The organism is Micromonospora sagamiensis (assembly GCF_014680085.1).
GTDB lineage: Bacteria > Actinomycetota > Actinomycetes > Mycobacteriales > Micromonosporaceae > Micromonospora > Micromonospora inyonensis.
In genome coordinates, this window is sequence record NZ_AP023438.1 from 1204136 (window position 1) to 1216713 (window position 12578).

Annotated in this window: 11 protein-coding genes; 4 read left to right on the top strand and 7 right to left on the bottom strand. The window is 72.5% G+C overall.

Annotation, left to right across the window (positions count from 1 at the left end; genetic code table 11):
* Window positions 1-28 precede the first annotated feature (28 nt).
* The 4 genes from IGA62_RS04880 to IGA62_RS04895 are packed head-to-tail and all read left to right on the top strand — an operon-like array spanning window position 29 to window position 4610.
* Window positions 29-994 (top strand): L-tyrosine/L-tryptophan isonitrile synthase family protein, encoded by a 966-nt coding sequence (locus IGA62_RS04880; RefSeq protein ID WP_145816061.1) that lies wholly within the window; start codon window positions 29-31, stop codon window positions 992-994.
* Entirely contained in the window at window positions 991-2097 is a 1107-nt protein-coding gene (locus tag IGA62_RS04885; protein WP_222433299.1) for an HAD-IIA family hydrolase, read from the top strand. Before IGA62_RS04880 ends, IGA62_RS04885 begins: the two co-directional genes overlap by 4 nt.
* Window positions 2098-2112: 15 nt before the next feature.
* Entirely contained in the window at window positions 2113-2682 is a 570-nt protein-coding gene (locus IGA62_RS04890; protein ID WP_145816060.1) for a copper resistance CopC family protein, read from the top strand.
* The gene (locus IGA62_RS04895; protein WP_145816059.1) at window positions 2679-4610 is read left to right on the top strand and encodes a cytochrome c oxidase assembly protein; all 1932 of its coding nucleotides are present in this window, start codon (window positions 2679-2681) and stop codon (window positions 4608-4610) included. Before IGA62_RS04890 ends, IGA62_RS04895 begins: the two co-directional genes overlap by 4 nt.
* 72 nt (window positions 4611-4682) lie before the next feature.
* Here the strand turns inward: IGA62_RS04895 and IGA62_RS04900 are convergent, their stop codons facing one another.
* The 7 genes from IGA62_RS04900 to IGA62_RS04930 are packed head-to-tail and all read right to left on the bottom strand — an operon-like array spanning window position 4683 to window position 12575.
* Window positions 4683-5576, bottom strand: a complete 894-nt coding sequence (locus IGA62_RS04900) for a methyltransferase domain-containing protein (RefSeq protein ID WP_145816058.1) — start codon at window positions 5574-5576, stop codon at window positions 4683-4685.
* Window positions 5577-5607: 31 nt separating this feature from the next.
* Window positions 5608-6201: an NADPH-dependent FMN reductase gene (locus tag IGA62_RS04905; protein ID WP_176737974.1), complete on the bottom strand. Its 594-nt coding sequence runs from the start codon at window positions 6199-6201 to the stop codon at window positions 5608-5610.
* The gene (locus IGA62_RS04910; protein WP_145816056.1) at window positions 6198-7955 is read right to left on the bottom strand and encodes an AMP-binding protein; all 1758 of its coding nucleotides are present in this window, start codon (window positions 7953-7955) and stop codon (window positions 6198-6200) included. Before IGA62_RS04910 ends, IGA62_RS04905 begins: the two co-directional genes overlap by 4 nt.
* 26 nt (window positions 7956-7981) lie before the next feature.
* Complete coding sequence (locus IGA62_RS04915) at window positions 7982-9460, bottom strand: aminotransferase class III-fold pyridoxal phosphate-dependent enzyme (protein ID WP_145816055.1); 1479 nt, start codon at window positions 9458-9460, stop codon at window positions 7982-7984.
* Window positions 9461-9496: 36 nt separating this feature from the next.
* Window positions 9497-10966: an aminotransferase class III-fold pyridoxal phosphate-dependent enzyme gene (locus IGA62_RS04920; RefSeq protein WP_145816054.1), complete on the bottom strand. Its 1470-nt coding sequence runs from the start codon at window positions 10964-10966 to the stop codon at window positions 9497-9499.
* A 59-nt stretch (window positions 10967-11025) separates the two neighbouring features.
* Entirely contained in the window at window positions 11026-12102 is a 1077-nt protein-coding gene (locus IGA62_RS04925; RefSeq protein ID WP_145816053.1) for a type III polyketide synthase, read from the bottom strand.
* Window positions 12099-12575 carry an SRPBCC family protein gene (locus IGA62_RS04930; RefSeq protein WP_145816052.1) on the bottom strand — a complete coding sequence of 159 codons (477 nt, stop codon included), beginning with the start codon at window positions 12573-12575 and terminating at the stop codon, window positions 12099-12101. Before IGA62_RS04930 ends, IGA62_RS04925 begins: the two co-directional genes overlap by 4 nt.
* Between the last annotated feature and the right edge of the window lie 3 nt (window positions 12576-12578).

Consider the following 12578-nt stretch of genomic DNA (forward strand, 5'->3'; position numbering starts at 1 on the left):
ATAGCGTGATGTCAGCTGGGAGAAGACCATGCCAAGCTCCACCCCCACCGTGCCGCAGGGCCACACCGTCGGCAACGACAGTGCCGAGCTGATCTCGAACGTCATCCTGCGGTTCCTCCTGCCGCACCGCCGGTCCGAGGCCGGCGAGCACGAGCACACCGACTGTTTCGCCGAGCAGCTCGCCGCCATCCGACACTTCGTCGACCGGCAGGAACCGATCCTGTTCACCCTGCCGGCCTTCCCGTGCAAATCGCCCAACCGGCGCAAGGTCCTCGGTCACCTGCCCGACATGGGGGAACTGCTCTCCCTGCAGTTCCTCAACCAGCTCTGCGACCAGGTCGCCAAGGTGCACACCCCCGGGGCGCGGATGCTGCTCTGCTCCGACGGGCACGTCTTCGGCGACCTGATCCGCGTGCCGGACGACCACATCACCGAGTACGGCGACGAGATCCAGGCGATGGTCGAGCGACACGGGCTGTCCCACATCGAGGCGTTCAGCCTCCAGGACGTCTACCCGGGGCACGACTACGACGGCAAGCGCAAGCTGCTCACCGAGCAGTACGCCCAGTCGCTGGAGAGCCTGCGCGAGGAGGTCCGCTCCGACGACAAGACGTTGAGCCTCTACCGGGGGATCACCCGGTTCCTGGTCGAGGACGTCAGCGAGTGGCACGACAGCAAGGCCGCCCTCCAGCGGGACTGCCGCCAGCGCGCGTACGGCGTGATCCAGCGCAGCCGCGCCTGGGGCGACCTGATCGCCGACCACTACCCGGTGTCGGTCCGGCTCTCCATCCACCCGCAGCCCTGCGGGGCGGCGAAGTTCGGCATCCGGTTGCTGGAGATCCGGGACATGTGGCTGACCCCCTGGCACTCGGTGGCGGTGCTGCGGACCGACGGCCGGTTCGCGCTGATGCCCCGGGCCGAGGCCGAGAAGATCGGCAAGCTGGTGCACCAGGACGGCCGGCCGAGCCACTTCGTGGTTGACTCCTCTGAGTGACCACTGTGGAGACCGGTCCGTGGCGTGACGACCGCCCGCTGGTCGAGCGCTACCGGACGATGCTGTTCGACCTGGACGGCGTGGTCTACCGCGGTGCCCTCGCCGTGGACCACGCCCCGTCGGCCATCGCCGAACTGGCCGGGCGCGGACGGGAGCGGATCTTCGTCACCAACAACCCCTCCCGGACGCCACCCGAGGTGGCCGCCCTGCTGGGCCGGCTCGGCGTCCCGGTGCCGGCCTCGTCGGTGGTCACCTCGGCGCAGGTCGCGGCGGCGATGGCGGCGGCCACCGTGCCGGCCGGGTCCCGGGTGCTCGCGGTGGGCGGGGCGGCGGTGCTGGCGGCCCTGCGCGAGGAGGGGCTGACCCCGGTCCGCACCGCCGCCGACGACCCGGTGGCGGTGGTCCAGGGGTCGGCCCCCGAGGTCGACTGGCGGCAACTGGCCGAGGCGTCCTACGCCGTGGCCCGGGGGCTGCCCTGGATCGCCACCAACATGGACCTCGCGGTGCCCCGGGAGGGCGGGATGGCACCGGGCAACGGCGCGCTCGTGCACGCCGTGACGTTGGCCACCGGGCGGGTGCCGCTGGTCGCCGGCAAGCCGGAGCCGGCGATCTTCGGGTACGCCCGCCGCCGCGGGCCGGGCCCGCACGTGATGGTCGGCGACGGGTTGACCACCGACGTCGAGGGCGCCCGGCGCAGCGGCCTGGACAGCGTGCTCGTCCTGACCGGGGTCACCCGCGTCGACGACCTGCTCGACGCGCCGCCCCCGCAGCGGCCGACCCACGTCGTCACCGACCTGCGCGGTCTCTTCCGGGCACCGCCGCCGGTGCGGGGCGCGGACGACCGGTACGCCTGCGGTCCCTGGCGCACCCGCCGGCAGGGCGACGAGATCGTGCTGACCGGTGGCCCCGGGGACCCCGCCGACGGCGTCCGGGTGCTGTGCCACGCGGTGTGGACCGCCCGGGGCGAGGGGCGTCCCGCCGTCGTCGCGGCCGGCTCCCGGGACCTGCTCCGACCACGACACCGGGAGAGCCTGGCGAACGTGATCTCGACTCACGATGGAACCGGAGGGGCACGAGGAACGACTCCTACTCGTATGGCCTGAGTAGAGGAGTTCCGAATGCCCCGATGGTCCGGCCCGGCCGGCCTGGTGATCCGACAGGTGGGAGCGGCGGTGGCCGCCGTGGCGGTCGTGCTGACGGTCTCCGCGACCCCGGCCAGCGCGCATGCCCGCCTGGTGACCACCTCCCCCGCCGAGGGCTCCACCATCTCGACTCCACTGGAGACGGTGGAGTTCACCTTCGACGACCGCGTCCGGGAACGGTTCGTCACGATCGTGGTGGCCGGTCCGGAGGGGCGGTCGTACCTGCGGGGCGCGGTCGAGGTCGACCAGTTCCGGCTGCGCCAGCCGGTCTACCCGACCGGCTCGGGCTCGTACCGGGTCGCCTGGCGCGTGGTCGGCTCCGACGGGCACCCGGTCCAGGGCGAGTTCCGCTTCCAGGTGGCCCTGCCTCCCGGCCAGGAGCCGGCGGTGCTGCCACCCGCCGAGACGGAGAAGGACGGCACCTCGCGCTCCGGCACGCCCTGGCCGCTGGTGGCCGGCGGCGGGCTGGTGCTGCTGGCGGTCGGCGTGGCCCTGGCCTCCCGTACGCGGGGTCCCCGTCGCTGGACCGGGAAGCTCCCGAGGTGACCCGGATCGAGCAGCGCCCGGCCGACCCGCCGGTCGTCGTCCGGCGTGCCCCCGGCGTCGGCACCCTCGTCGCCGCGACGGCGGCCGTCGCCTCCGTGGTCCTCGCCGTCGCGCTCTGGTTCGGCGGCGGCACGGACCGCGAGCAGATCCTCGGCCTGCCCGACGGCGGCGCGTTCACCGCCTGGGCCCTGCCGGTCGCCCGGGCCCTGAGTTACGTGGGGGCGGTCCTGACCGTCGGCTGGACGGTCGCCGCGGCCTTCCTCCTGCCCGGCCTGGACCGGCTCGTCGGTCCGGCCGGGTACCGGCTGATGCGCCGGGCGTCCTGGACGGCGGCGCTCTGGCTGGCGGCGACCCTGGTCGCGCTGCCGCTCACCGCCTCCAGCCTGCTCGGTAACCCGGTCGACCAGGTCACCGCGGTCACCGTGCTCAGCCTCGCCATGTCGGTGTCCCAGGGGCAGGGCCTGGTCATCGCGGCGGCCATGATCGCCGTGGTGCTCGCCGCGACCCGCTGGGCGATCACCCGTACCGGTGCCGCAGTCACCGCACTGCTCGCCGTGGCGGCGACCCTCCCGGTGGTGCTGACCGGCCACTCGGCCGGCTCCGGCAACCACGCGATCGCGGTCAGCAGCGTCGGCGTCCACACGGCGGCGGCGGCCCTCTGGGTCGGGGGCCTGGCCGCGCTGCTCACCCTTCCCGGCACCCGTGACCTGCCCCGGGCGGCCCGGCGCTACAGCACGATGGCGCTCTGGTGCTTCGTGCTGATGGGATTGAGCGGGATCGCCAACACCGTGATCCGGCTGTACCGGCCCGACGAGCTGTGGAGCACCCGGTACGGCGTGCTGGTGCTGGTCAAGAGCGTCGTGCTGGTGGCGCTGGGTGCCTTCGGGGCCGCGCACCGCCGGCGCACCCTGCCCCGGCTCGCCGCCGGTGGTGCGGGGGCCTTCCGTCGGCTCGCCGCGGTCGAGATCCTGGTGCTCGCCGGGATCGTCGCCGTCGGGGTCGCCATGTCCCGGGCCCCGTCGCCGGTCACCGTCGACCCGGCGGAGCCGGACGTCTACACCGAACTCCTCGGCTTCCCGCTGCCGGCCGCGCCGACCGTGGCCCGGCTGTTGGGGCAACCCGTCCCGGACGCGTACTTCCTGCTCATCGCCGTGATCGGCGGCGGCCTGTACCTCGCCGGCGTGCGCCGGCTGCGGCGGACCGGCCGGGTCTGGCCACCGGCCCGTACGCTCTGCTTCCTCGCCGGCATGCTGGTCCTGGTGGCGGCGACCTGCCTGGGCTTCGCCCGGTACGCGGCGGTGACCCACGCCCACCACATCGCCCAGCACCTGGCCCTGCTGGTGGTCGTCCCGCTGCTGGTCGGCGGCGGCGCGCCCGGTGCCCTGGCCGGGGCGACGCTGCGGTCCGGGCCCACGCCCGACCTCCACGGGGCGCTCGAGTGGTGGGAGACGCTGCGCCGCAGCGGTCCGGCCCGGGGCCTGGGTCACCCGGTCACCGCGGTGGTCGCCTTCGTGGCCTGCCTCTACCTGCCCTACTTCGCCCCGGTGTTGAGCTGGCTGATGCAACGCCACGTGGGACACCTGGGAATGCTCACCGCGTTCCTGCTCGCCGGTGGGGCGGTCACCACGGTGCTGCGCCACCGGCCCCGCCGCGTCGGCGGGATCGTCCTGGCGCTCAACACGGCGGCGCTGCTGCTCTTCGCCCTCCTGGTACGGCGCAGCGACCGGCTGCGCTCGGGCGAGTGGTTCGACCTGGTGCGGACGGACTGGGCGCCGGTGACGTCCGTCGACCACGGGTACGCGGCCTGGACGGCGCTGGTGGCGGCGGTGGTGCTGGTGGCCGCCGGGCTCGCCCGGCTCGGGCGAGGCGCCGCCGCGCCGACCGACGGCGGGCGCGGCGGGGCGAGCGGGGCGGACGAACGGGGATGACCACACCGGCCTCCCGCGGGCGACGCGAGCGCGTCCCGACGGGAGGCCGGTGCGATGGCGCGGCGGTGCCGGTCAGCCCGGCTTGACGGCGGTGTAGACGCCGTAGTGCATGACGTCCTTGTCGTACGCCTGCTTCATCAGCGGGACGGAGTTGAGGAAGCGGAAGATGTCGGCGCCCTTGGCCCGCACCAGCTTCCACACGTACGACGGGTCGCGCATCAGCGGCTTGACGATGTCGGCCGACAGCGCCCAGGTGGCCCGGACGTTCTCGGTCCAGTCGGCGGTCCGCACGTCGGTGTAGCCGAGTTCACCGCAGAGCCGGGCGTAGTGCTCCAGCGGCAGCACGTGCGAGATGGCGAAGTCCCGGTAGAGCCGGCGCAGCAGCTTGACCTCCTTCGGGTCCAGCCGGTCGTCGCGGCTGGTCCAGGTGGCCACCACGAGCCGGCCGCCCGGCTTGAGGATGCGCAGGTTCTCCGCCAGGTAGGCCCGCTTGTCCGGCATCAGCTCGCAGCTCTCCATCGACCAGACCACGTCGAAGGTGTCGTCCGGGTAGTCGGTGTGCATGGCGTCCAGCACCCGGAACGACGTCCGGTCGCCGACGCCGGCCTCCGCGGCCTTCGCGGTGGCCCGCTTGACCTGCTCGTGGCTGAGCGTGATGCCCTCGACGGTGCAGCCGAGGTCGGCGGCGAGCATCACCGCCGACGCGCCGATGCCGCAGCCCGAGTCGAGCACCCTCGCGCCCTGCGGGATGCCGCCGAACCGCATCAGCTCCTGGCTGGTACGCCGCTGCGCGACGTCCCGGGACACGTTCGGCGCGTCGAGGTCCCAGTAGCCGTGGTGGATGTGCTCGCCCCACAGGTCCTCGTAGAGGTCGACCAGCTTGTCGTAGTGGTCGCGCACGGCCCGGTGCAGGTCCTCGACCGAGCCCTCCTGGCTCATGCCGGTGTCGGTGGTCTGGGTGCTCACGTGGCGCTCTCCTTGTCGCGAGTGGGGTGGGTCAGGCGCTGGGAACCAGGCGGGCGGCGGAGCCCCGGCCGGCGAAGTCGGTGACCTGGCCGACCAGGATCGTCAGCCGGCGCATCAGTCGGGCGTCGGCGCGGATACCCGCGTCCACGTCCTCGAGGGCGGCCAGCTCGATCGAGTTCACGCCGACGGCCATCGGCGTGACCCAGCCGCGTAGCGACGTCACGGTGGTGCGCAGCGCGGCGACCGCGGTGGCCGCGCCGTGCTCGCTCCAACCCACGGCGACCGATCCGACCACCTTCCCGTCGAGGTAGGCGGGCCGGTCGGAGGCCAGGTCCTCCAGGTGGTCCAGGGCGTTCTTGAGCAGGCCGGACATGCCACCGTGGTAGGTGGGTGTCACGACGATCAGGCCGTCGGCCCGGCGCACCGCGGCCAGCAGTTCGGCGGCGGCCGGCCGGCGGTGCGTGGCCCCGGGCTGGTAGAGCGGCAGATCCAGGTCCGCCGCGGTGAGCACCGTGCAGCGGGCACCACGGTCGGCGGCGAGGTCGGCGCAGGCGCGCAGCACCCGTTCGCTCACCGACCCCGGCCGCAGCGACCCGCCGAGCAGTGCCAGCTCCACGCCGGTCACGGAACCGATCCGGCGGCCACCATCGCGGCCACCTGGGGGCGCTGGAGCTTCCCGCTGGAGGTCTTGGGCAGGGTACGGGGACTGACCACGACCACCCGTCCGGGGCGTACCCCGGTCAGGTCGCTGACCGCGCGCTCGACGGCGCGGGCGGTCTCGGCGGTCCGCTCGGGATCCCGGTGGTTCTTGCTCTCCACCACCAGCACCATCCGTTCGGTGCCGCTGCGCGGGTCCGGTACGCCGACCGCCACCGCGCCGCCGGCCCGCACCCCGTCGACGGTCTCCGCGGCCCGCTCGAAGGTCTGCGGCTGGTAGTTCCGCCCGGCCAGGATGATCAGATCCTTGCTCCGCCCGGTGACGTAGAGTTCGCCGTCGAGCAGGAAGCCGAGGTCACCGGTGTCCAGCCAGCCGTCGCGCAGTTCGAGCAACGGGTCGGCGGGACCGTTGAGGTAACCGGTCATCATCGACTCGCTGGCCACCAGCAGCCGGCCGACGTGCCGGTCGGGCAGGTCGACGTCGTTCGCGTCGGTGATCCGGACCTTGGTGCCGGGCACCGGGATGCCCGAGGAGACGTAGTGGTGGGTGTCCTCCGCCGACTCCGGGGCCAGCGCCCGGCCCTGCTCGGCCATCGCGGCCCGGGAGACCGGCTCGATCCGGGGCGGGGTGCCGACCGGCGAGAAGGTCGCGGCGAGTCCGAGTTCGGCCATGCCGAAGCAGGGTCGCAGGTGCTCCGGCCGGAAGCCGAGCGGCTGGACCGCCGCCAGGAAGTCGCGCAGCGTCGCCGCGTCGACCACCTCCGCCCCGTTGAACGCCGCCCGCCAGCAGCTCAGGTCCACCCCGGACAGGTCGACCTTCCGGGCCAACGCCGCGACCAGCCGGTAGGCGAAGTTCGGCGCCGGCGAGAGGGTGGCCCGGTACTGGTGGATCAGCCGCAGCCAGCGGTCCGGCCGGGTGCCGAAGGCCAGCGGCCGGATCAGCACCGACGGCAGGGAGAGCAGGAACGGCGTCATGGTGGCGCCGACCATGCCCATGTCGTGGTGCAGCGGCAACCAGCTCGCCATCACGTCGTCGGCGTAGAACGGCCCGCCGAGACCGATCGCGGAGGCCGCCGCGAGCACCGCGCGGTGGCTGAGCACGATGCCCTTCGCCGCCGAGGTGGTGCCCGAGGTGAACTGGATGAAGGCGGGCTCCTCCGGTCCGGCCTCCAGCACCGGGTCGGCGACCACCCCGTCGCCGAACGGCGGGCTGATCACCGCGACGTCCAGGCCGGTGAGGGCCTCGACGGTGGCCTCGCGCAGTTCCTCGTCGCAGACCAGCACCTCCGGCTGCGCGACCGCCACGATGTGCCGGACCCGGTCCAGCCAGAGCTGCTTGCGGCCGGCGCTCAGCGGCGGCTCCAGCACCGACGGGACGGCACCGAGCAGCTGCGCCCCGAACAGCCCGGCCAGCAGCGGGGCCGAGGTGTCCAGGCAGAGGCAGACCCGGCCGCCCCGGCGCAGCCCGGCCGCGGCCAGGGCCGCGCCGGCGGCGTGCGCCCGGTCGAGCATCCCGGCCACCGTGATCCGCTGGTCGGCCTCGGACTCGTCCGGCAGGTAGTAGGCGACGGCGTCGGGTTGCCGGCGCGCCCGTTCCACGAGCGCGCCGGCCACCGTGCCGGCCGGGGTGAGCCGGGCGAGCCCGGCGGCGGGGTCGGGGGTGAAGCCCCGCCGGTCGGGGTGTATCGCGAGGTCGGTGCCTGTGCCGCTGTCGATGCTCATGATGGGCTCCGATGGGTGGCGAACGATCAGGGAATGACGAACGGGAAGTCGTTGCGACCCATCTCCCGGGCCGCGTCGATGACCGCGTCGCAGATGGCGTCCACGTCGGCGTCGGAGTGCGCGTCGCCGGTGTAGAACATCGGCATGCTCAGCGTGTAGACGCCGCGCTTGCGCAGCATCAGGGTGAGCACGGCCGGGCCGAGCGGGTTGGCCGCCGCGCCGAAGTCCCGGTAGGTGTCGTAGGAGTCCCGGGCGGTGAAACCGAAGGTGCCGGCGAAGGCGCCGAAGCCGAGCAGCCGCAGCGGGATGCCGGTCTCGGCGCGGAAGTCCGCCAGCCGGGACTGCACCCGGGCCACCTTGGCCTCGGTCCGCTCGTAGAAGGCCGGTCCGGCGTCGCGGAGCATGCTCAGCGAGGCGTACGACGCGGCGATCGACAGGTGGTTGCCGGAGTGGGTGTTGACCACGAAGGTCTTGCTGCCGATGTCGGTCAGCGGCATGCCCGAGGTGTGCGCCGCCTCCAGCAGTTCCGCCTTGCCGCCGATGGCCGCCAGCGGCAGCCCGAGACCGGAGACGACCTTGCCGTAGCAGTGCAGGTCGGCGGGGATGTCGAAGTGACCGGCCGCGCCCGCCGTGCCGAACCGGAAGCCGGTGAGCACCTCGTCCAGGATGAACGGGACGCCGAGGTCCTTGCAGCGGTGCGCGACCTCGCGCAGCTCCGGGATGGTCTGGTCGGTGAACGGCCAGGACTGGCAGGCGGCGTCGGCGATGACGCAGGCGAGGTCGTCGGCGTACTTCTCGACCAGCTTGCTCGCGGCGGCCGCGTCGTGCGGCAGGATCAGCATCTCCAGCTGCGGCACGCCGGTGAAGGCGGTCAGCGGCTCGATGCCGTCCGGGCCGATCTCCGGGAACGGGTTCACCTTCGGGTGGCCGTGGGCGAAGAACGAGGTGTTGTGGGCGGCCACGTCGCCGGTGCCGTGCCAGCAGCCCTCGAACTTGGCGACCAGGCGCTTGCCGGTGTACGCCCGGGCCAGCCGGGTGGCGATGGTGATGGCGTCGGTGCCGGAGTTGAGCAGGGCGAACTTCTCGCAGTGCGGGATGAGTTCCTTGAGCAGCTCGCCGAGCTTGCCCTCCAGCGGGTTGAGGTAGCCGTTGCCGGTACTGCGCAGCGCCTGCTCCCGGACGAACTCGACCACCTGCGGCGGGTTGTGGCCGAACAGCGACTGCCCGCCGAAGCCCAGGTGCGAGTCGATGTACGTGTTGCCGTCGACGTCGGTGAGCCGGCTGCCCTGGGCCTCGGCCACGCCGAGCGGGAACATCGGGGCGTGGAAGGGCAGGAACACGTGGTTGGTGACCACGTGTTCCCGCACCTGTTCGGCCAACGCCAGGGAGTTCTGCTGCCGCTCCGTCAGCTCGGCGAAGAGGTCGCCCACCCAGGGCTGACTCATGACATCGGCCAGGATCTCGGCCGGGGTGCGGGTGTCGGGGGTGGTGTCGCTGGTCGTCATTGGCGTTGGCCCATCCGTGTTCGAGGGGTTGAGTGGTCAGGCCGGGAGCACGAACGGGAATCCGTGCTTGTCCAGCTCCCGGGCGGAGTCGAGGACGGCGGCGAGCAGTTCCTCCACGTCCGCGTCGCTGTGCGCGTCACCGGTGAAGAACATCGGCAGGCTGAGGGTGTAGATGCCGCGCTGCCGCAGCATCAGGGTCAGCAGGAACAGGCCGATCGGGTTCACCGAGGCGGCGAACTCCCGGTAGTCGTCGTACGACTCGCCGGCGACGAAGCCGAACGAGCCGATGAAGTCGCCGAAGCCGAGCAGCCGCAGCGGGATGCCGGTCTCGGTACGGAACTCGGCGAGCCGGTTCTGCACGGTGGCGACCTTGGCCCGGGTCCGCTCGTAGTAGGCCGGTCCGGCGTCGCGGAGCATGCTCAGCGAGGCGAACGAGGCGGCCAGCGAGAGGTGGTTGCCGGCGTGGGTGGTCTGCACGCAGGTCTTGCGGCCCAGGTCGGTCAGGGGCAGACCGGTGGTCTGCATGTTGTCGATGATGTCGGCACGACCCGCCACGATGGACAGCGGCAGGCCGAGTCCGGTGACCACCTTGCCGTAGCAGTACAGGTCGGCCGGGATGTCGAAGTGACCGGCGGCGCCGGAGAGCCCGTAGCGGAAGCCGGTGAGCACCTCGTCGAGGACGAACGGCACCCGGAGGGTCTTGCAGCGCTCCGCGACCGCCTTGATCAGCGGGACGGTGTGCTCGGCGTACGGGAACGACGAGGAGACCGCCTCGCCGAGCACGCAGGCCAGCTCGTCGCGGTGCTTCTCGATCAGGGCCAGCGCGGCGGCGGTGTCGTTGGGCAGGATCAGCAGCTCGGTCCGGTCGGCCGGGGCGACGCCGGTGAGCGCCGGCATGGGCGCGATGCCGTCCTCGGTGACCTCGGGGAACGGCTGCGTCGGGTGACCGTGGTACCAGAAGGCGGTGTTGTGCGCGGCCAGGTCGTGCACACCGTGCAGGGCGCCCTCGAACTTGGCCACCAGCCGGCGGCCGGTGTGCGCCCGGCAGAGCCGGATCGCCGCGTTGGTGGCGTCGGTGCCGGAGTTCAGGAAGGCGAACTTCTGGCAGTGCGGCAGCATGTCCTCGAGCAGGTCGACGAGCTGCAGTTCGGTCAGGTTGAGGTAACCGTTGCCGGTGGAGCGGCCCAGGTGCTCCCGGACGTGCTCGACCACGGCCGGCGGGTTGTGCCCGAACAGTGCCTGCGCGCCGAAGCCCAGGTGCGAGTCGAGGTAGGTGTTGCCGTCGATGTCGGTGATCCGGCTGCCGGCCGCCTCGGCGACGACCAGCGGGAACTGCGGGGCGTGGAACGGCCAGAAGACGTGGTTGGACGCGGCGCGCTCCCGGACCTGGCCGGAGACCTCGATCGACTGGCGCTGACGCTCCCCGATCTCGGTGAACATGTCGATCACCCAGGACTGGGTGAGCAGGTCGGCGACCAGGTTCTCGGTCGGGTTGGGGGTGGCCATGGGCCGGCTCCGTTTCTCGGGTTTCTCGGTGGGCTGGCGGGATCGGACGGACCGGGCCGTCAGAAGCGGACCAGGGCGGATTCCATGGTCAGACCGGGTCCGAAGGCCATCAGGACGCCGTACTCCCCCGGCTTCGGGCGGGAGGTGCGCAGGATCTGTTCGAGGATCAGCAGCACCGTCGGCGACGAGCAGTTGCCCCAGGAGTTGAGGATTTCCAGCGACGGACGCAGCGCCGCGAGCGGCAGCTCCAGCCGGTCGCCGACGAAGTCGATGATCTTCGGACCGCCGGGGTGGATGCCCCAGTGCGTGACGTCGCCGACCTCGAGGCCGTGCGGTTCCAGGAGCCGGCCGACGAACGGCCGGATCGTCTCGGCGAGATAGAGCGGCACGTACGGCGAGAGCGTCATCCGGAACGCGTCGTCCATGACCTTCCAGGTCATCGCCGCCGAGGTCTCCGGGTGGGTCTCGGTGTGCGTGCCGAGGACCACCGGCCCCTCGACCGCGTCGACGTCGCCCTGCACCGCCTCCAGCAGCAGGGTGGCGCTGGCGTCGCCGAACAGGCCGGTGACCACGACCTGTTCCTTGGTCGCCTCGGGACGCAGGTGCACCGAGCAGACCTCGGCGCAGGTGACCAGCGCGAGCTCGTCGGGCCGGCCGGCGAGGGAGTCCAGCGCGACCTTCAGCCCGTTGAAGGCCGCGTAGCAGCCCATGTGGCCGACGAAGGTCCGGCGCAGGTTCTTCCGCAGGCCGAACTCCTTGGCCAGCAGCATCTCCGGGGTCGGGCCGGCGTAGCCGGTGCAGCTGACGAAGGTGAAGCTGCCCACCCGGTCGGTCTCGACGCCGTCGAGCACCCCGCCGACGGTCTCCCGCCCCATGGCCAGGACGCCCTGTTCCCAGGCCTCGATCCGGGCCTGCATGCCGGGCCAGCCGTCGCCGTAGTTCTCCTTCGGCGGCCAGAGCATCCGCCGCTGGTTGACCTGGGTGCTCATGAAGAGCTTCTCGGCGTCCGGCACGTCGGCGTAGAGGTCCTTGTAGAAGGAGTCGAACATCTCCCGCTGGGAGATGGCCGGGCCGGCCTGCGCGGTGCGCAGGCCGACGATCCGCGCCGCCCGGATCGGCTCCGTCGCCGTGATCATCCGGACACGCTCCCCGACTCGACCGCCTCGCGAATCGCCTTCACGAAGCCGCCGGTCACCTCGTCGCTCTCCTTCTGCGCGAACGGCTCGATCAGCACGACCACCACCCGCGCGACGTCGACGGACGCCTCGGAGCGGGTGTCGATCTCCAGCACCTGCTCCTCGGGGGTCGGGCCGTCGGTGATCCGGAACGTGCCCCAGGAACGGAAGTTGGACTCGCCCACCGGCTCCCAGGTGATCGCGTCCGGGTCGGAGGTGTCGAACCGGGCGGTGTACTCCGGGGTGAACCGGACGACCCCGTTGGAGACCTCGGCGAGCCGGTAGTGGTAGAGGTCGTCGCCGACCTGGGACAGCTCCTCCACACCGGGCATCAGCCGGCCGGTGCCGACGATGTCGAGCATCACCTTGCGCAGCTCGTCGCGGCTGGTGCGGATGACCGTGTCGCGCTTGGTCTTGGTCCTGATCCAAACCATGTG